A 19,543-nucleotide genomic window follows, 5' to 3' on the forward strand; every position below is an offset into this window, starting at 1 on the left:
CCGGCGGCCGTTCACGGCCCTCCCGCGGGCGACGGGCCGGGATGACATGGCGCATCCCGGCCCGTCTACGGCACCCGCACGGCCGTACGCTGTTCAGACTGACGCGTCCGTATATCGGCACCGGGTCGGCCGGGTTGCCTGCGTGTTAACGCGATTGCTGCACATTTGCTCGCCTTCGTCCACGGCCGGCCGGGCCGGACACCGGGGCCGGTCGAGGGGGGCTACTTCGGCGGCTCCTCCGGTGGCACCACCCGTTTCTCCTCCGCGAAGTGGCAGGCCGAGTCGTGCGCCGCGGGACCGGGGACGAGCCGGAACTCGACGGGCACCGCCAGCTCCGGCACCTCCGACTCGCAGCGCGCCTGCGCCTTCCAGCAGCGGGTGCGGAACCGGCAGCCGGACGGGACCTTCGCGGGCGAGGGCACGTCCCCGTGCAGGATGATCCGCTCCCGGTGCTCGCGGGCCTCCGGGTCGGGCACGGGCACCGCGGACAGCAGCGCCTGGGTGTAGGGGTGCGTGGGATGGTCGTAGATCTCGACGTCCTTGCCGGTCTCCACGATCCGCCCGAGGTACATCACCCCGACCCGGTCGGAGATGTGCCGCACGATCGACAGGTCGTGCGCGATGAAGACGTAGCTGAGCTCGAACTCGGCCTGGAGCCGGTCCAGCAGGTTGATCACCTGCGCCTGCACCGAGACGTCGAGCGCGGAGACCGGCTCGTCGGCGACGATGATCTCGGGCCGCAGCGCCAGGCCCCGCGCGATGCCGATGCGCTGGCGCTGGCCGCCGGAGAACTGGTGCGGATAGCGGTTGATGTACTCCGGGTTGAGCCCGACCACGTCCAGCAGTTCCTGCACCCGGCGCCGCCGGTCGCCCTTCGGCGCGACCTCGGGGTGGATGTCGTAGGGCTCCCCGATGATGTCGCCGACGGTCATGCGCGGGTTGAGCGAGGTGTAGGGGTCCTGGAACACCATCTGGATGTTGCGGCGCACGGCTTTGAGCGCCTTGCCGGACAGGCGGGTGATGTCCTCGCCCTTGTACTTGATCGTCCCGCCGGTCGGCGTCTCCAGGTTGACCAGCATCTTGGCGACCGTCGACTTGCCGCAGCCGGACTCGCCGACGATGCCGAGGGTCTCGCCGCGGCCGAGGTGGAAGTCGACGCCGTCGACCGCCTTGACCGCGCCGATCTGCTTCTTGAACAGGATTCCCTGGGTGAGCGGGTAGTGCTTGACCAGTCCGCTGACCTCCAGCAGCGGCTCGGTCGCGGCCCGCTCAGGGGCGGCTTGAGTCATCGAGGCACTCCCTCCAGAAGAAGCAGGCGCTCCTGCGGTCCGCGTCGACCTCCGCGAGCGGCGGCACCTCGCTGCGGCAGATGTCCTGGGCCATCGGGCAGCGCGGGTTGAAGGCGCAGCCCGGCGGGATGTGCATCAGGTTGGGCGGCAGACCCTTGATGGCGTAGAGCTCCTGGCCCTTCTGGTCGAGCCGGGGGATCGAGTCCAGGAGCCCCTTCGTATAGGGGTGCGCGGGCGCCTTGTAGATGTCGTGGACCGGGGCCGTCTCGACGATCCGGCCCGCGTACATGACCGCGATCCGGTCGGCGACGTCCGCGACCACGCCGAGGTCGTGGGTGATGAGGATGAGCCCCATGTGGAGCTCGCGCTGGAGCTCCGCGAGCAGGTCCATCACCTGGGCCTGCACGGTGACGTCGAGCGCGGTGGTCGGCTCGTCGGCGATGATCAGGGCGGGCTCCAGGGCCAGCGCCATGGCGATCATGATGCGCTGGCGCATACCGCCGGAGAACTGGTGCGGATAGTCGCGCACCCGGTCGGCGGCGGCCGGGATGCGCACGTGCTCCATCAGCTCGACGGCCTTGGCGCGGGCCTCCTTGCGGGACATCCCGCGGTGCACGATGAACATCTCGCCGAGCTGGTCGCCGACGCTGAGCACCGGGTTGAGCGAGGACAGCGCGTCCTGGAAGATCATCGCCATCTCGGCGCCCCGGACCTTGCGCCGCTCCTCCTCCTTGAGCTTCAGCAGGTCCTTGCCCTGGAAGAGGATCTCGCCGCCGGTGATCTTCCCGGGCGGGATGTCGAGGATGCCCATCACGGCCTGGGCGGTCACCGACTTGCCGGAGCCGGACTCGCCGAGCACGGCGAGCGTCTCGCCCTTGTCGACGCGGTAGTCGACCCCGTTGACGGCCTTGGCGACTCCGTCCCGGGTCCTGAACTCCACGTGCAGATCGCGTACTTCGAGGAGCACGGCTGTCACCTCAGCTTCGGGTCGAGGGCGTCGCGCACCGCGTCGCCGAGCATGATGAACGCGAGCACGGTGATCGCGAGCGCGCCGGCCGGCCACAGCAGCATGTGCGGGGCCTGGCGGATGTACGCGGAGGCCGAGGAGATGTCGATGCCCCAGCTCACCGTCGGGGGCTTGAGACCGACACCCAGGTACGACAGCGTCGCCTCCAGCGAGATGTACGTGCCGAGCGCGATGGTCGCGACGACGATGACCGGCGCGACCGCGTTCGGGGCGATGTGCCGCAGCAGCATCCGCGAGTTGGAGGCGCCCAGCGCGCGGGCCGCGTGGACGTAGTCGTTCTCCTTGGTGGTGATCACGGAGCCGCGCGCGATCCGGGAGACCTGTGGCCAGCCCAGCAGCACCATGAACCCGACGACCGGCCAGATCGTGTTGCTGGTCACCACGGACAGCAGGACCAGACCGCCGAGCACGACCGGGATCGCGAAGAAGATGTCGGTGATCCGGGACAGGATCGAGTCGCCGACCCCGCCGTAGAAGCCGGCCAGACCGCCGAGGAACGAGCCGAGGAGCGCGACCCCGAGCGTGGCGAGCACACCGACGCTGATCGAGATCCGGGTCCCGTACACCGTCCGCGTGTAGACGTCGCAGCCCTGCCCGTCGAAGCCGAAGGGGTGTCCGGGCTGCGAGCCCTGCTGCGCCTTGGCGAGGTCGCACTTGAGGGGGGACTGGTCGGTGATCAGCGAGGGCCAGATCGAGATCACGACCAGGAAGAGGATGACGAGCGCGGAGATGATGAAGACGGGGTTGCGGCGCAGGTCCCGCCAGGCGTCGGACCACAGGGAGCGGGGCTTCTCCTTGGGCCCCGTCCCCTCCGGTCCGCCCGGGGTCCTCTCCAGGGTCTCCGCTTCGCTCGATCCGAGGTCCATGGTGCCGCCGAAGCCGGTCGGAGCGATCGCGAGGTCCTCCGGCGGCGGACCTTCGGGGCCGTGGTGGAATTCCTCTTCCTCGTACGGAGGCTGCTCAGGCATAGCGGATCCTCGGGTCGAGTACGGCGTACAGAAGGTCGACGAGCAGATTGGCGACCACGAAGATGAGGACGAGGATGGTCACGAAGCCGACGACCGTCTGGGTGTTCTGGTGCACGATCCCCTGGTAGAGCTGGTAGCCGACGCCGTGGATGTTGAAGATCCGCTCGGTGACGATCGCGCCGCCCATCAGCGCGCCGATGTCGGTGCCGATGAAGGTGACGACGGGGATCAGTGAGTTGCGCAGCAGGTGCCGGGTGGTCACCCGGCGGCGCGGCAGGCCCTTGGCGATGGCCGTACGGACGTAGTCGGACCGCTTGTTCTCCGCGATGGAGGTGCGGGTCAGGCGGGTGACGTAGGCGAGGGAGACCGAGGCCAGCACCAGGCCGGGCACGATCAGCTCGCCGAAGGTGGCGTCCGTGGAGACCGACGGCTTGATCCAGCCCCACTGGATGCCGAGCAGCAGCTGGGCCAGCAGACCGGTGACGAAGGTCGGCACGGAGATGACCACGAGCGTGAGCAGCAGGACGCCGGTGTCGACGGGCCGGCCGCGGCGCAGGCCGGTGATGACGCCGAGCGTGATGCCGATGACGATCTCGAAGAAGATCGCGACGATCGTCAGCCGGATGGTGACCGGGAAGGCGGTGGACATCAGCTCGGTGACCGGCTGCCCGTTGAACGCGGTTCCGAAGTCGCCGGTGAAGATGTGGCCGATGTAGGTCGTGTACTGCTGCCACAGGGGTTTGTCGAGGCCGAACTCCGCGCGCAGCTGGGCGGCCGTGGCGGGGTCGCACTGTCGTTCGCCGCACAGGCCCGCGATGGGGTCACCCATCACGTTCACCATCACGAAGATGAGAATGGTGGCGCCGAAGAAGACCGGGATCATCTGCAGCAGACGCCGGACGACGTACCGTCCCATGAGTGCTCCGGAGTGAGATGAGGGGCGGACCCGGGTGAGCGGCCCGCCCCGGGCGGCTCAGTTGACGGTGATCTCGTTGTAGACGGGCACGCTGAACTGGTTCAGGGCCACGTTCGAGACCTTGTCCGAGTAGCCGGCGCTGCCGTTCTGGTACCAGAGCGGGATGGCGGCCATGTTGTCCCGTACGACGCCTTCGGACTGCTGGAAGAGCTTGATGGCCTTGGTGGTGTCGGTCTCCGCGTTCGCCTGGTTGACCAGGCTGTCGAACTGCTTGTTGGACCACTGGCCGTCGTTGGAGGAGGCGTTCGTGTAGTAGAGCGGCTGGAGGAAGTTCTGGATCAGCGGGTAGTCCATCTGCCAGCCGGCCCGGAACGGACCGGTCATCTTGTGCTGCCCGATCTGGTTGCGGAAGTCGGCGAAGGTGCCGACCGGGTTGCCGACGCAGGCCTTCTCGTTGCCGAGGGCGTTGTTGATCGAGTTGCAGACGGCGTCGACCCATTCCTTGTGCGAGCCGGTGTCCGCGTTGTAGGTGATCTTGACCTGGCCGCCGGGCAGCCCGCCGCCCTCCTGGACCAGCTTCTTGGCCTCGGACGGGTTGTAGTCGCAGTACTTGCCGCACAGCCCTTCCTGGAATCCGCCCTTCTCGCCGAGCACCGGTGAGGTCCAGTCGCTGGCGGGGGTGCGCGTCTTCTGGAAGATGGTGTCGGTGATCTGCTGGCGGTTGATCGCCATGGACAGTCCCTGGCGGACCTTCGTGGCGCCGCTGGTGTTCCACTTCGGGTCGTAGAACGGGAACGCGAGCGTCTGGATGATGCCGGCCGGGGTGTTGATGTACCGGCCGTTCAGGTCGGACTTGGCGTTCTTCAGCTGGGCCGCGGGCACGTCGTCGACCAGGTCGAGGTTGCCGGCCAGGAGATCGTTGTAGGCGGTGTTGTTGTCCGTGTAGACCTTGAGGGTCACCCCGTCGTTCTTGGCCTTGTCGTCACCGGGGTAGGAGTCCCACTTCTTCAGCACCATCTGTGACCCCTTGGTGTAGGAGTCGATGGTGTAGGGGCCGTTGCCGACCGGCTTCTTCAGCCAGGCCGCGTGGTCGCTGAAGAACGACTTGGGCAGCGGTGAGAAGGCCGCGTAGCCGAGGGTGTCCGGGAACGTCGAGAACTTCTGGGTGAGCGCGACCGTGAAGGTGTCCGTGCCGGTCACCTTGAGTCCGGACAGGGTGTCGGCGGTCTGCTTGCCCGTGTCGGGGTGCGTCTTGTCGTAGCCCTGGATGTATCCGAAGAAGTACGCGTTCTTCTGGTTGTTCTTCAGGCTGGCGCCGTAGTTCCACGCGTCGACGAAGGACTGGGCGGTGACGGCCTCGCCGTTGCTGAACTTCCAGCCGCTCTTGACCGTGATCGTGAAGTTCTGCGAGTCGGTGGTCTCGATCTTCTGGGCGAGCATGTCCTCGGCGGCGCCGGTCTTGGAGTTGTACCGCTTCAGGCCCCGGAAGATCATGTCGAGGACCTTGCCGCCCTGCACCTCGTTGGTGTTGGACGGCTCCAGCGGGTTCTGCGGGTCGCCCCAGGAGGCGCTGACCGTGCCGGAGCCGCTGCTGCTTCCGCCCCCTCCACCCCCGCATCCCGTGGCCGCCAGAGCTACCGCCGCCGCGCATGCGGCCCACTTGGCGTGTGTGGCTCCACGCATGACGCCTCCATCCTTACGATCGTTGGTCCGTTATCGGCCAATATCGATCCCAAAGCCGCGAAACGCATGCAGGGTCGGCCCTTAGAGGGACACGCAAGAGCCGAAGGAGTGGATCTTCGGGGCGAAGCGCAATGGATCTTCGCCATCCGATGCGGAACCGTTCATTTGCGGCGTCCCGATGTACGCATTCCGGCACTCACCCGTCCGCATATCGAACTCTCTGCCCGTTTAGTCCAGTTGGCCCGATTCACAACACGGATTGATCACGACCCGCTACACGCGTAGCTACGGAAGGGTCAAGCCAGAGCAAAGAACGTAAAGAGACAATCAAGTCGACCCAGAATTTATTGACCTTGAATGAATTGCGTTGAAAAAGTCCGGCGTAGCCCGTAGGGGAGCGCCCTGCGGAGACCCTCCCCTGGGCCAGGAGCACCATGACCCCCCCAACTCCATCTCCGGCTGCCCCGCTCGAGGTGACCGACGAGAGCGTCGAGAAGTCGATCACTTCTCCCGACTCGAAGGGCAGCGAGAGCCGGTCCCCCGGCCGACTGGCCTGGCGCCGCTTCAAGCGTGACCGCACGGGCGTTATATCCGCATGCATCGTGATCTTCTTCTTCGTGATCGCGATCGCGGCCCCGCTCATAGCGAAGCTGTACGGGAAGAACCCGTACACGACGTACGCGAGCGCCCGCCCCGAACTCCTCGACGACTTCTCGTACCCCGCCGGCGCCAACGGCGGCATGAGCTCGGAGTTCTGGTTCGGCATCGAGCCGCAGCTCGGCCGGGACGTCTTCACGTTCCTGCTCTACGGCATCCGGACCTCGCTCGGCATCGCGCTGGCCGCCACGATCCTCACGTGCGTGGCGGGCATCATCATCGGTGTCACGGCGGGTTACCTGGGGGGCAGGACCGACTACTTCGTGAGCCGGATCATCGACATCGTCCTGTCGTTCCCGTCCACGCTGTTCTTCATCGCCTTCATGCCGGTCGTCTACGGCCTCTTCGTGGCTCCCGACGACAACGTGCCGACGTGGCTCATCGCCGTCTCCCTGATCGTCGTCCTGTCGGCCTTCGGCTGGGCGTCCATCGCCCGCCTGCTGCGCGGTCAGGTGCTCGGTCTGCGGGAGCGCGAGTTCGTCGAGGCCGCCAAGGTCACGGGCGCGTCCCCGATGCGCATCGTGTTCAAGGAACTGCTGCCCAACCTGTGGACGCCGATCATCATCCAGGCCACGCTGATGCTGCCGGCCTACGTGACTGCCGAGGCCGGCCTGGCCTTCCTCGGTGTCGGTATCACCGATCCCACCCCCGACTGGGGCGTCATGATCGGCCGAGGCGCCCAGTTCTACTCGCAGGACTTCACCTTCATGCTCTTCCCGGGCCTGTCCATGGTGATCTTCGTCCTCGCCTTCAACCTGCTCGGCGACTCGGTGCGCGACGCGCTCGACCCGAAGTCCAAGCGCTAGACGCTTCTGTCCCCCCGGTCCGGGTCAATGACGTCCGGCTGGTCCCGCCCGTTCCAAACGACTCCTACAGGCAGGCTCGCATGTCCTTTTCTCGCAGAAACTTCCTCATAGCGACCGGTGTCGCCGCGGCGTCCACCACCGTGCTGAGCGCCTGCGGCAGCAGTGACGACAACAAGAGCGCGTCGAAGGCCCCGTCCGTCTCCGATGCGAAGACGATGAACATCCCGGTCGGCACCAAGGCCGACTCGACCGGCCCGGCCCCCGAGGTCGCCGGCGCGGTCAAGGGCGGGACGATCTACTCGCTCGACCAGTTCGACATGGACCACCTGGACCCGGCGCAGATCTACGTCTCCACCGAGGGCGCCATCACCCGTCCGATCCTGCGCGGTCTGACCGGCTACAAGATCGACGACAAGGGCGGCGCCACGCTGGTCGGCGACGTCGCCACGGACGCCGGTACGGCGTCGAACGGCGGCAAGACCTGGACGTTCACCATCAAGGACGGCGTCAAGTGGGAGGACGGCGCCGAGCTGTCCATGGACGACGTCCGCCACTCCTTCGAGCGTCTCTTCGCCAGCTTCGTCACCGAGGGTCCCCGCTACGTCCAGCAGTGGCTGGTCGGCGGCGACAAGTACAAGGGCCCCTACAGCGGCAAGCACCTCGCCTCCATCGAGGTCTCCGGCAAGACGATCACGTTCAACCTGACCGAGGCGCGCGGCGACTTCAACTACACGCTGGGTATGCCGGGTTACGGTCTCGTGCCGAAGAAGCACGACACGAAGGAGGCGTACGACAAGCGTCCGTACTCCCTGGGCCCCTACAAGATCGAGAGCCGTTCCGTCGGCAAGTCGCTGACCTACAGCCGCAACGAGCACTGGGACGCGGCCACGGACCCGATCCGCAACGCCTACCCGGACAAGTTCGTCTTCCAGTTCGGCTTCCAGCCGGTCGCCTCCACCGACCGCTACATCGCCGACAAGGGCAACGACCAGTACGCGATGTCGATCTTCAACGAGGTCGCGGCCGAGCGCATCGCCCAGGTGCTCACCAACGCCAAGCTGAAGAAGCGCGTCCTCACCCAGGTCGACACGGTCACCTACTACTGGCCGATCAACACGACCCGCATCACGGACGTCAAGGTCCGCCAGGCGATCAACTGGGCGTGGCCGCACCAGCAGCTCCAGACCATCCGCGGTGGCCGCTCCACCAGCGAGCTGGCCAGCACGATCCTGAGCCCGGTCACCCCCGGCTACAAGAAGTTCGACCTGTACGGCGTGACCACGAAGCCGGGCGGCGACGCCGCCAAGGCCAAGGCGCTGCTGAAGGAGGCAGGCAAGGTCGGCCAGAAGCTGGTCATCGCCTACCAGCAGTCGGACAACGCGGTGAAGCAGGCCGTCGCGATCAAGAACGCGCTTGAGGAGGCCGGCTTCACGGTCGTCAACAAGCAGATCGACAAGACGACCTTCTACACCCAGATCGGCAAGATCGACAACGAGTACGACCTGTTCGCGGCGGGCTGGAGCCCGGACTGGCCGAACGGCTACTCCGTCTTCTACCCCTGCTGGAGCGGCGAGAACATCGGCGACGGCCGTAGCAACTACGCCCAGCTGAACGACGCCAGCGTGAACAAGGCGATCAACGCGGCCGCGAAGATCACCGACTCCGACGCCGCCAACAAGGCCTGGGGCGACATCGACCAGCAGATCATGGAGCTCGCCCCGGTGGTCCCGGACTACCACTCCATCCGCAACTGGATGTACGGATCCAAGATCGGCAACGTCGTGTACGACGCCGGCAACACCTGCATCGCGCTCACCAAGCTGTACGCCAAGAAGTAAGCGCGTCTGACCCTCAGGGGGCGGCCATGACCTGGTCGCCCCCTGCGGCCCACCCCCCTCTTACCCCCCGGCGACGGCGCCCCGTCCGGAAAGTCACGCCCCATGTTCCGCTTCCTTGTCCGCCGAGCTCTCGGCGCGCTGGTCATCCTGTTGATCATCAGCGCCGTCACCTTCTGGCTCTTCTACGCCATCCCGCGTGACCCCGCCACGATGTCCTGCGGCAAGAACTGCACGCCCGACATGCTGGAGCAGATCCGGAAGAACCTGGGCATCGACCACCCGGTCCCGGTTCAGTACTGGGACTGGCTGAAGGGCGTCTTCGTCGGCCGCGACTACGCCGGCTTCGGGCACTGCGACGCCCCCTGCTTCGGCTACTCGTTCGCCAACCGCGAGCCCGTCCTCGGCACCATCCTGGACCGGCTCCCGCTGACCCTCTCGCTCGCCTTCGGCTCCGCCGTCGTGTTCCTGATCTTCGGCATCGGCACCGGCATGATCGCCGCCGTCAAGCAGGGCAAGTGGCAGGACAAGGTGGCCAGCTCCGCCTCTCTGGTGGCCTCCTCGCTCCAGATCTACTTCGTCGGGTACGTCGCGATGTACTTCCTGGTCGCCAAGCTCGGCATCCTGGACAACCCGTCCTACACGCCGCTCACCGAGAACCCGGCCGAGTGGGCCTCCGGCCTGCTGCTGCCGTGGCTGGTACTCGCGCTGATCTGGACGGCCAACTACACGCGTATGACCCGCTCGCAGCTGGTCGAGACGCTGAGCGAGGACTACGTCCGCACGGCCCGCGCCAAGGGCATGTCCAGCCGCAACGTGTTCTTCCGGTTCGCCTGGCGCGGTGCGATGGGCCCCATCGTCACGATCTTCGGCATCGACCTCGCCACCCTCATCGGCGGCGCGATGATCACCGAGTACACCTTCAGCCTCCAGGGCGTGGGCCGTCTCGCGGTCGACTCCGTGGAGAAGAGCGACCTGCCCATGCTGCTCGGTGTCACGCTGCTGGCGGCCGGCGCGATCGTGATCTTCAACATCGCCGTCGACGCCGTCTACGCCCTCATCGACCCGCGGATCCGGCTCGCCTGACCTCCGCCCCACCCCCGACCTACCGCATCACCCCCCCAGGAGCGTCCCAGTGACGAGCACCGATCAGCAGCCGTTCCTCTCCGTCAGGGACCTCAAAGTCCACTTCTCCACCGAGGACGGCATCGTCAAGGCCGTCGACGGACTCAGCTTCGACATCGCCCGGGGCCAGACGCTCGGCATCGTCGGCGAGTCGGGCTCCGGCAAGTCCGTGACCAACCTGACGATCCTGGGTCTGCACGACCCGGCCCGCACGCGGATCGACGGCGAGATCCTGCTCGACGGCCAGGAGCTGCTCACGGCGTCCGAGCGGACGCTCGAGAAGCTCCGCGGCAACAAGATGTCGATGATCTTCCAGGACGCGCTGGCCTCGCTGTCGCCGTACCACACCATCGGCACCCAGATCGCCGAGGTGTACCGGAAACACACCGGGGCGTCCAAGAAGGAGGCGCGGGCGCGGGCGATCGAGATGCTCACGCGTGTCGGCATCCCGCAGCCGGACGTGCGGGTCGACGACTACCCGCACCAGTTCTCCGGCGGTATGCGCCAGCGCGCGATGATCGCCATGGCGCTGGTCTGCGACCCCGAGCTGCTGATCGCCGACGAGCCGACCACCGCGCTCGACGTGACGGTCCAGGCCCAGATCATGGACCTGCTCAAGGACCTCCAGCAGGAGTTCGGCACCGCGATCATCTTCATCACCCACGACCTCGGAGTCATCGCCGACATCGCGGACGACGTTCTGGTGATGTACGGCGGCCGGTGCGTCGAGCGGGGCACGAAGAAGCAGGTGCTGGGCAACCCCCAGCACCCGTACACACTCGGCCTGCTCAACTCCATGCCGGCCCTGGACGGTCCGGTCGACGTGCCGTTGTCGCCGATTCCCGGTTCCCCGCCCTCGCTGCTCAACCCGCCGACCGGCTGCCGTTTCCACCCGCGCTGCGCGTTCGCGGAGAAGGTCGCGGGCGGCAAGTGCTCCAGTGCGCAGCCGGTGCTCGAGGTGATCGATGGCCGCGGCTCCGCCTGCCACCTGGAAACGAGCCAGCGAGACGCGCTCTTCGCCGACTACGCGGCCACAGCCGGCCACAACTGACGGACACGAGACGGGACTTCACGACCATGAGCACAACCAACCCCCTCCTGGACGTCTCCGGGCTGACCAAGCACTTCCCGATCAAGGGCGGCTTCCCGATCAAGCGGACCGTCGGCGCGGTCCAGGCGGTCGACGGCCTCGACTTCCAGGTGGCCGAGGGCGAGAGCCTCGGCCTGGTCGGCGAGTCGGGCTGCGGCAAGTCGACCACCGGCCGGCTGATCACCCGGCTGATGGAGCCGACCGGCGGCACCATCTCCTACCGCGGCCAGAACATCACCCACGCCAGCCGCCGCCAGCTCGCGCCGATCCGGTCCGAGATCCAGATGATCTTCCAGGACCCGTACGCGTCGTTGAACCCGCGCCAGACGGTCGGCAAGATCATCGCCGGTCCGATGGAGATCAACGACATCAACCCGGCGGGTGGCCGCGAGGCCCGGGTCCGCGAACTCCTGGAGATCGTGGGCCTCAACCCGGAGCACTTCAACCGCTTCCCGCACGAGTTCTCCGGCGGCCAGCGCCAGCGCATCGGCGTGGCCCGCGCGCTCGCGCTGAACCCGAAGCTGATCGTCGCGGACGAGCCGGTCTCCGCGCTCGACGTGTCGATCCAGGCCCAGGTCGTCAACCTCCTCCAGGAGGTCCAGAAGGAACTGGGCATCGCCTTCGTGTTCATCGCCCACGACCTCGCGATCGTGCGGCACTTCTCACAGCGCGTCGCGGTCATGTACCTGGGTAAGATCGTCGAGATCGCCGACCGCGACGACCTGTACGGCAACCCGCGCCACCCCTACACGCGGGCCCTGCTGTCCGCCGTGCCCGAGGCCACGGTGGACGAGAACGCCACGGCCCGTGAGCGCATCCGCCTCACCGGTGACGTGCCGTCCCCGATCAACCCGCCCTCCGGCTGCCGCTTCCGCACCCGTTGCTGGAAGGCGACCGAGAAGTGCGCCACGGAGGCTCCGCCGCTGGTCCAGATCAGCGGGAACAAGCCGGGCCACCTGACGGCCTGTCACTACCCGGAGACCGCCGATGTGATTCCGGCTCAGCGTCTCTCCCAGGACCCCGAGTCGGCGGCCTGACACACCCCTTTTCGTCAGCCGCCGTCTGCGGAACGGACTTTCAACGGCCCATTGACCCGAGCCCCTGAACGTCCGCTCCAGGGGAACGAAGGCCCGCGTCTTTCGAGACGCGGGCCTTCTTCCGGTTCCGGGTGGGAACACGGCGGGAACGGGGCGGGAACAAGGCTGTTCCTGACCTGTCGTTCAACTGTGTGTGGCACACTGCCGCGATGGTCGACCGCTCGTTCGCGGATCTCTCTCTCGCCGCGCTGTACGACAGTCTCAACCCCTGGGGCCCTTGCGACGACTTCTATCTGGGCCTCGTGCTGGCCGCGGGGTCGGTGCTGGATGTGGGGTGCGGTACCGGGCAGTTGCTGCGGCGGGCCCGTGCCGCGGGGCACGCGGGGCGGCTGCTCGGGCTCGACCCGGCCGCCGCGATGCTGGTGCAGGCACGGGCGGGCGAGCCCCACGGGATCGAGTGGGTGCTGGGCGATCTGCGGAGCCGGCTGTGGCGCGGCGAGTTCGACCTGGTCGTCATGACCGGCCACGCCTTCCAGGTGCTGGTCGGCGAGGAGGAGTTGAGCACCGCCCTGCGCGCGGTGCGCGCCGCCCTCGCGCCCGGCGGGCGGTTCGTCTTCGACACCCGCCATCCCGCCGCGCGGGCCTGGGAGGGCTGGACGCCGGAGCGGGTGCGGGAGATCTCCGACGGCAACGGCGGCACGGTGCGGGTACGGCACCGGGTCGAGACCCCGGTCGCCGGGGACCGGGTCACCTTCACGGAGACCTTCGAGCACCACGGCTGGCCGGTCCCCCGGACCAGCCGCACCACCCTGCGCTTCCTCGGGCCCGAGCTCCTGACGGACCGGCTCGCCGAGGCCGGTCTGGCCGTCGAGGCCCAGTACGGCCACTGGGACCGCCGCCCGCTCACCCCGGCCGCCCCGGAGATCATCACGGTGGCGCGGGCGGCGTAGGGCCGGGCCGGGGCACGCGGTGCGGATCGCCCCATCCCCGTACGGCAGCACCGATTTGCCGTTCATTGACCCATGCATTCATTTAATGCTAAAACTCATCTTCACACTTCCAGCACAGGATCGACATACTCGTGCACCATCGGTGACGAGCGGCTTCGTCGGATCCGCCCGAACCGTGGGATGACAGGGTGAAGACTTGCGGGATCGCGCCGTGACGGCTGACCAGGAACGCGACGGGCGCCGGTCATGGGCCCTGCTGGGGGCCGGGGCCGCCGTGGTCCTGACGGCCGGCGGTGTCGCCTACGGCGTCGCGCCCGCGGCCTCCACGAGTTCGACGACGTCGGCGGTGACGGAGGCCGCCGGAACCCTGGACATCGACGTGCGGGGCGCCGCGGGGGCCCGCTGGTCCGTGCGGTCCACCACCGCGCGGCCCGCCTACACCTTCTCGCCGGGGACCGCGCGTTCCACGTGCGCCCTGGGCAGCCCCGACCCGTCCGGCACCCGCGCCGTCGGCCAGGGGCCCGCGAACGCCGTCGACGGGCGGCCCGAGACCGCCTGGCACTGCGCGAGCCGGACCGCGCGGCTCGTCCTCGACCTGCGCGACCGGTCCCGGCTCACCGATGTCGGACTGCTCCCCGGCGCCGTCGGGACGGCCCCGGCGAACGCGTCGCGCCTCCGCCCGCGCGTCGCGTCCGTCACCCACGCGGTGTGGACGTTCCTGCTGCGCGGCCACGTGGTCGGCACCTGCGCCGAGGACATCGCCCCCACCGGGACGGCCATGGCGTGGGCCCACCTGCCGGCGCTGATGACCGCCGACCGGATCGTCCTCGACGTCGCCGGGGCCGGCGGCGGCGCGCCGGCCGGGCAGCTGCCCGACTCCGGCGGCGTCGCCGTGAGCGACGTCCGCCTCGCCGACGACACGGACTTCTGAGGAAGGACCGCACAGCGCAGGGGCCGGGCGGTGCGCCGCCCGGCCCCTGCCCCGGTGTCCGCCTCAGTTCTCCGCGGCCTCCTCCAGCGCCGCCAGCGCCGGGTCCAGGACGATGTCCTCGTCACGGGCCTCGATGGTCGGGTCCTCCGGGAAGTGGCAGGCCGTCAGGTGCCCGGAGCGGTTGCCGGAGAGCTGGACCAGCGGCGGTTCCTCCGTCGCGCACGTGTCCTGCGACTTCCAGCACCGGGTGCGGAAGCGGCAGCCGGACGGCGGCGAGATGGGGGACGGCACGTCGCCCGCGAGGCGGATCCGCTCGCGGGGCGCGGTCCCGGCGCCGGTGATGTCGACCTCCGGCACCGCGGAGAGCAGCGCGTGGGTGTAGGGGTGCCGGGGGCGGGTGTAGATGGAGTCGCGGTCGCCCACCTCGATGATCTTGCCGAGGTACATGACGGCGACCCGCTGGGAGAAGTGCCGTACCACCGCGAGGTCGTGGGCGATGAAGAGGAACGCGATGCCGAGTTCCTTCTGCACCTCCTGGAGGAGGTTCACCACCTGGGCCTGGATGGAGACGTCGAGCGCGGAGACCGGCTCGTCGGCCACGATCAGCTTCGGGTTCAGGGCCAGTGCTCGGGCCACGCCGATGCGCTGGCGCTGGCCGCCGGAGAACTCGTGCGGGAAGCGGTTGTAGTGCTCCGGGTTGAGGCCCACGATCTCCAGGAGTTCGCGGACCCGCTTCTCCCGGCCGCCCTCGGGTTCGATGTCGTTGATCTCCATCGGGCCCGAGATGATCTTGCCGACCGTCTGCCGCGGGTTCAGCGACGAGTAGGGGTCCTGGAAGATCATCTGGATCTCGGACCGGATCGGCGCGAGCTCCCTGCGGCTGGAGTGGGTGATGTCCTTGCCGCGGTACGAGATCGTGCCGCCGGTCGGCTCCATCAGACGGGTGATCAGCCGGCCGGTGGTCGACTTGCCGCAGCCGGACTCGCCGACCAGGCCGAAGCTCTCGCCGACGTGCACCGACAGGTCGATCCCGTCGACGGCCTGCACCGCGCCGACCGTCCGCTTGATCGGGAACCCGCCCTTGACCGGGAAGTGCTTGACGAGCCCCTCCACGACCAGCAGCGGGTCCCCTGCCGTGCCGGGCGCCGACTCCCGCGGCGCGGGGAGGACGAGGTCCTCTTTCATGACGTGTCCTCCTAGCCCAGACGGGGCTTGATCTCTTCGACGAAGATGGTCCGCTTCTGGTCCGCGGTCAGGTGGCACGCGGAGGCCCGGTCCGGCGCCAGGAGCGGGCGCTCGGTGACGCAACGGCTGCCCCCCACCCGGTCCCGGAAGGTGCAGCGGGGATGGAACGGGCAGCCGGAGGGCGGGTTGAGCAGCGACGGCGGGGCGCCCGGGATCGGTGCCAGCGGGGCACCGAGGTCGGAGTCGAGCCGCGGCATCGAGTTCAGCAGGCCCCAGGTGTACGGGTGCTGGGGAGAGCGCAGCACCTCGTCGGTCGTGCCGCGCTCCACCGCGCGGCCCGCGTACATCACCATGATGTCGTCGGCCATGTCGGCGATCACCCCGAGGTCGTGGGTGATGAAGACGATGCCGGAGCCGAACTCCTGCTGGAGGTCCTTGAGCAGGTCGAGGATCTGCGCCTGGACGGTCACGTCGAGCGCGGTGGTCGGCTCGTCGGCGATCAGCAGGTCGGGGTCGCAGATCAGCGCCATCGCGATCATCGCTCGCTGGCGCATACCGCCGGAGAACTGGTGCGGGTAGTCCTTCGCCCGCTCCTTGGGGTTGGGGATGCCGACCTTGCCGAGCATCTCCACCGCGCGGTCCCACGCCACCCGCTTCGAGGCGCCGTTGTGCTTCATGTAGGGCTCGGCGATCTGCCGGCCCACCGTGTAGTACGGCGACAGCGCGGTCAGCGGGTCCTGGAAGATCATGGCGACCTTGTTGCCGCGCAGCTTCTCCAGCTCCGCCTCACGGGCGGTGGTCAACTCCTTGCCGTCGAGGAGGATCTCGCCCTCGATGGTGGTGAACATCGGGTTGTGCAGGCCGAGCACGGTCAGGTTGGTGACGGACTTGCCGGAGCCCGACTCGCCCACGATGCCGAGCGTGCGGCCGCGCTGGACGTCGAACGAGAGACCGTCCACGGCGCGGACGATGCCGTCCTCGGTCTTGAAGCTGACGTGCAGGTCGCGCACCGAGAGCAGGCTGCCCTCGCCGGCCGGGGAGGGAGCACCGGCTTCCTTGGTCTGTGTGGTCACGGCAGCGCTCCCTAGGACAGCCGTACGCGCGGGTCGATGAAGGCGTAGGCGGCGTCGACGATGATGTTGAACAGCAGGATCATGGCGGCCGAGAACAGCATCACGCCGAGCAGCAGCGGCAGATCGCTGAAGAACACGGACTGGACGGCGAGTTGGCCGAGGCCGGGCAGGCCGAAGGTGTACTCGGTGATGATGGCGCCGCCGAGCAGGGAGCCCAGGTCGATGCCGAAGATGGTGACGATGGGGATCAGGGAGCCGCGCCAGGCGTAGCGGAAGAACACGTAGCGGCGCGACATGCCCTTGGCGCGGGCGGTGCGCACGTGTTCCTCCTGGAGCTGCTCGATCATCGACGAGCGCGCCATACGGGTGTACTGCGCGGCGAAGATGGTCGACAGCACCAGCCAGGGGATGATCAGTCCGGTGAACCAGGTGATCGGGTTCGCGGTGAACTCGTTGTACGCCGGCTTGGAGAACCAGTGGGTCTGGTAGACGAGCACCGCGAGGGCGAGCGGGCCGAGGAAGTAGATCTGCATCGAACCCAGCACCATCGAGCCCGCGGTGGCGGACTTGTCGATGAGGGTGCCCCGCTTCCAGGCGGCCATCAGTCCGGTGCCGAGACCGATCAGCAGGAAGAAGAACGCGCCGCCCAGGGTGAGCGAGACCGTGGTGGGCAGCCGGTCCATGAGGGTCGCCCAGACCTGGTCGTTGGTGTGGTACGAGTACCCGAAGCACGGTGCGGGGCACGGACCTTGGGCGAATCCGTTGCTGCCCAGGAACAGGTTGTGCAGGAAGATCGCGTACTGCTCCGGGATCGACTTGTCCAGGCCGAGCACATGGTGGATGTTGGCCAGGCTCTGCGGGTTGCAGGTCTTGCCGCATATCAGCAGCGCCGGGTCGCGCGGCATCCCGAAGAACAGCAGGAACGTGACGATGCTCAGCAGGAAGAGAATGACGACGGCACCGAGGGACCGGCGGACGAGGAAGCGCAGCATGACAGGGGCAGCTCTCTGACGTCGGCGGGCCGGACGGTACCCGGCGCCCCTCCGCTCACGCGGACGGGTGCGCCGGGTACCGGCGGGCGGTGGTGATTACTTGATGTAGAGACGACGCGGGTCGATGCCGCCGATCACGTCGTCGTAGACGAGGCCGCCGACCTTGGAGCCGGCGATCTGAACCTGCTTGTAGTACGCGGTCGGGACGGCGTTGACGACGTCCTTGACCAGGTACTGATCGATCTTCTCCCACGCCGCGGCCGCCTTGGCCGGGTCGGTGATCTTGTTCGCGGCGTCGATGTCCGCGTTCACCTTCGGGTCGTTGACGTGCGAGTAGTTCGGCGAGCCGTCGGCGATCACGCGGCCGTCGTACAGCGGCGGGATCACGGTCGAGGAGGACGGCCAGTCCGCGCCCCAGGCGGTGTGGTAGATGTCGTAGTTGTTGTCGACCTTGCCGATCTGGTCGTAGTACGTCTCGGCCGGGATCTCCTGGCGCTGGACGTTGAAGCCGGCCTTCTTCAGACCCGCCGCCATGGCCGTGGAGTACTGCTGGCCCTCAGGGGTGTTGATGTAGCCGAAGGTCAGCTTCATGTTGAGCTTGCCGGCCTTCTTCAGCAGCGCCTTGGCCTTGGCCGGGTCGCCGGCGGGGTTCTTCTTCTTGCCCCACGGGTCGAAGGTGGCGTCGTAGCCGCTGACGGTCGGGGAGATGAGGCCGCCCGCGACCTCCATCGCGTCGTTGCCGCCGTAGGCGCGGATGAACGGCGTGATGGGCAGCGCGTAGGCGATGGCCTCACGGACCGTCTTGTCCTTGATGTGGTTCATGTTGATGTTCATCTGACCCACGTACGGCTGGTAGCCCGCGACCGTACGGGACTTGAGCTTCGGGTCGTTGAGGACGTTGGACAGGTTGCCCGCGTCGACCTGGTTGTTGAAGCTCACGCCGGTCTGGTCGGCGCCGCTGTCGGCGAGGAGCGCCTTGGTGGAGGTCTCGAACTGCTGGTTGAACGTGAAGTTGAACTGGTCCACGTACTGGTGACGGATCGGGTCCGTGTTCGGGTCCCAGTTGGTGTTCTTGACCAGCACCATCGACTTGCCCGACTTGAACGACTGGATCTTGTAGGGGCCGGTCGTCAGCGGGTCCTTGTCGTACTTCTGCTTCGTGTCGCCCTTCTTGGAGACGACCGCGTAGCCCGCCATGGCGAGCGCGTACGGCAGGTCCGGGTGGGCGGTCTTGAAGTGGAAGATGATGGTCTTGGAGTCGGGCGTCTCCAGGACGGAGTCCGGCAGGTGCTTGCCCTTGTAGGGGCCGTCCGGGAGGAGCTTGCGGTAGTCGGCGCCGGTGGTGTCGGCGAGCCACTGCTGGAGGTAGGTCGGGCCCTGGTCGATGAACGACGCGAAGAGGCGCTCGTAGGTCTGGCGGAAGTCCGCGGACGTGATCGCGGACCCGTCCGAGAACTTGATGCCGTCCTTGAGCGTGTACTTCCAGGTCTTGCCGCCGTCGGTGGTGGTGCCGGAGTCGGTGGCGAGGTCGCCGACCACCTCGTGGCCGCTGCCCTTGTCGTTGGTCGACTTGTAGCCGGTCAGCCCTCGGTGGATCAGGGTCGCGAGCGAGCCCTCGTCGGAGACGTAGATCTGGGCCGGGTCGAGGTGGGCGTAGCTGTCGCGCTGCAGCACCTCCATCGTGCCGCCGCTCTTGGCGCCCGGCACCGCGGCCGCCGGACCGGTCGAGTCCGCGGTCCCCCCGAACTTGATCGACGCCTGCTGGCGTTTGGCGTTCTCCTGGTCCTGCTTCTTGTTGTCGCCCGCGTCACTGCCGCCCTTGCTGCAACCGCTGAGCATGAGAGCTCCGGCCGCGAGCACGGACAGTACGGCGTATGCGTGGCGTCCGCCCCTACTTCTCACTGAACCACCCATCTGTGTGTCACCAGTGCACAAAGGAACTGCGAATTGCCGTGCGGTATCCGGGCGAGGCCGCCCAC

At 67.9% G+C, this 19,543-nt stretch carries 16 protein-coding genes; 7 read left to right on the plus strand and 9 right to left on the minus strand.

Going from position 1 to position 19,543, the window contains the following annotated elements; all coding sequences use genetic code 11:
• Positions 1 to 221: 221 nt before the first annotated feature.
• The 5 genes from WN71_RS26605 to WN71_RS26625 are packed head-to-tail and all read right to left on the minus strand — an operon-like array spanning position 222 to position 5,883.
• On the minus strand, positions 222 to 1,289 hold the full coding sequence (locus WN71_RS26605; protein WP_046589946.1) for an ABC transporter ATP-binding protein: 1,068 nt from the start codon (positions 1,287 to 1,289) through the stop codon (positions 222 to 224).
• On the minus strand, positions 1,270 to 2,256 hold the full coding sequence (locus WN71_RS26610) for an ABC transporter ATP-binding protein (RefSeq protein WP_046589948.1): 987 nt from the start codon (positions 2,254 to 2,256) through the stop codon (positions 1,270 to 1,272). Before WN71_RS26610 ends, WN71_RS26605 begins: the two co-directional genes overlap by 20 nt.
• A gap of 5 nt (positions 2,257 to 2,261) precedes the next feature.
• Entirely contained in the window at positions 2,262 to 3,284 is a 1,023-nt protein-coding gene (locus WN71_RS26615) for an ABC transporter permease (RefSeq protein ID WP_046589950.1), read from the minus strand.
• Positions 3,277 to 4,200, minus strand: a complete 924-nt coding sequence (locus tag WN71_RS26620; RefSeq protein WP_046589952.1) for an ABC transporter permease — start codon at positions 4,198 to 4,200, stop codon at positions 3,277 to 3,279. Before WN71_RS26620 ends, WN71_RS26615 begins: the two co-directional genes overlap by 8 nt.
• Positions 4,201 to 4,257: 57 nt before the next feature.
• On the minus strand, positions 4,258 to 5,883 hold the full coding sequence (locus WN71_RS26625; RefSeq protein WP_046589954.1) for a peptide ABC transporter substrate-binding protein: 1,626 nt from the start codon (positions 5,881 to 5,883) through the stop codon (positions 4,258 to 4,260).
• 434 nt (positions 5,884 to 6,317) lie between these two features.
• Between WN71_RS26625 and WN71_RS26630 the strand changes: the two genes are divergently transcribed.
• From WN71_RS26630 to WN71_RS26660, 7 genes are all read left to right on the plus strand, one after another.
• Complete coding sequence (locus tag WN71_RS26630; RefSeq protein ID WP_206300151.1) at positions 6,318 to 7,346, plus strand: ABC transporter permease; 1,029 nt, start codon at positions 6,318 to 6,320, stop codon at positions 7,344 to 7,346.
• An 80-nt stretch (positions 7,347 to 7,426) separates the two neighbouring features.
• A complete protein-coding gene (locus WN71_RS26635; protein WP_046589958.1) occupies positions 7,427 to 9,184 on the plus strand; it encodes an ABC transporter substrate-binding protein in 1,758 nt (585 codons plus the stop codon).
• Positions 9,185 to 9,286: 102 nt separating this feature from the next.
• Positions 9,287 to 10,267 (plus strand): ABC transporter permease, encoded by a 981-nt coding sequence (locus WN71_RS26640; protein ID WP_046589960.1) that lies wholly within the window; start codon positions 9,287 to 9,289, stop codon positions 10,265 to 10,267.
• Between the two features lie 49 nt (positions 10,268 to 10,316).
• Positions 10,317 to 11,357, plus strand: a complete 1,041-nt coding sequence (locus WN71_RS26645) for an ABC transporter ATP-binding protein (protein WP_046589962.1) — start codon at positions 10,317 to 10,319, stop codon at positions 11,355 to 11,357.
• A gap of 26 nt (positions 11,358 to 11,383) precedes the next feature.
• Positions 11,384 to 12,433 carry an ABC transporter ATP-binding protein gene (locus WN71_RS26650; protein WP_046589964.1) on the plus strand — a complete coding sequence of 350 codons (1,050 nt, stop codon included), beginning with the start codon at positions 11,384 to 11,386 and terminating at the stop codon, positions 12,431 to 12,433.
• A 209-nt stretch (positions 12,434 to 12,642) separates the two neighbouring features.
• Positions 12,643 to 13,383, plus strand: a complete 741-nt coding sequence (locus tag WN71_RS26655; RefSeq protein WP_046589965.1) for a methyltransferase domain-containing protein — start codon at positions 12,643 to 12,645, stop codon at positions 13,381 to 13,383.
• A 211-nt stretch (positions 13,384 to 13,594) separates the two neighbouring features.
• Positions 13,595 to 14,314, plus strand: a complete 720-nt coding sequence (locus tag WN71_RS26660; protein ID WP_046589966.1) for a hypothetical protein — start codon at positions 13,595 to 13,597, stop codon at positions 14,312 to 14,314.
• Between the two features lie 63 nt (positions 14,315 to 14,377).
• On the opposite strand, the gene WN71_RS26665 is transcribed toward WN71_RS26660, so the two are convergent.
• The 4 genes from WN71_RS26665 to WN71_RS26680 all read right to left on the minus strand — a co-directional run bounded on the left by WN71_RS26665 (position 14,378) and on the right by WN71_RS26680 (position 19,478).
• Positions 14,378 to 15,499 (minus strand): ABC transporter ATP-binding protein, encoded by a 1,122-nt coding sequence (locus WN71_RS26665; protein WP_046589967.1) that lies wholly within the window; start codon positions 15,497 to 15,499, stop codon positions 14,378 to 14,380.
• An 11-nt stretch (positions 15,500 to 15,510) separates the two neighbouring features.
• Complete coding sequence (locus tag WN71_RS26670; protein WP_046589968.1) at positions 15,511 to 16,572, minus strand: ABC transporter ATP-binding protein; 1,062 nt, start codon at positions 16,570 to 16,572, stop codon at positions 15,511 to 15,513.
• Positions 16,573 to 16,583: 11 nt separating this feature from the next.
• Positions 16,584 to 17,564 carry an ABC transporter permease gene (locus tag WN71_RS26675; RefSeq protein ID WP_046589969.1) on the minus strand — a complete coding sequence of 327 codons (981 nt, stop codon included), beginning with the start codon at positions 17,562 to 17,564 and terminating at the stop codon, positions 16,584 to 16,586.
• A gap of 96 nt (positions 17,565 to 17,660) precedes the next feature.
• Positions 17,661 to 19,478: an ABC transporter substrate-binding protein gene (locus WN71_RS26680; protein WP_046589970.1), complete on the minus strand. Its 1,818-nt coding sequence runs from the start codon at positions 19,476 to 19,478 to the stop codon at positions 17,661 to 17,663.
• Positions 19,479 to 19,543: the final 65 nt, after the last annotated feature.

It is taken from the genome of Streptomyces mangrovisoli, from assembly GCF_000974985.2.
Taxonomy (GTDB): domain Bacteria; phylum Actinomycetota; class Actinomycetes; order Streptomycetales; family Streptomycetaceae; genus Streptomyces; species Streptomyces mangrovisoli.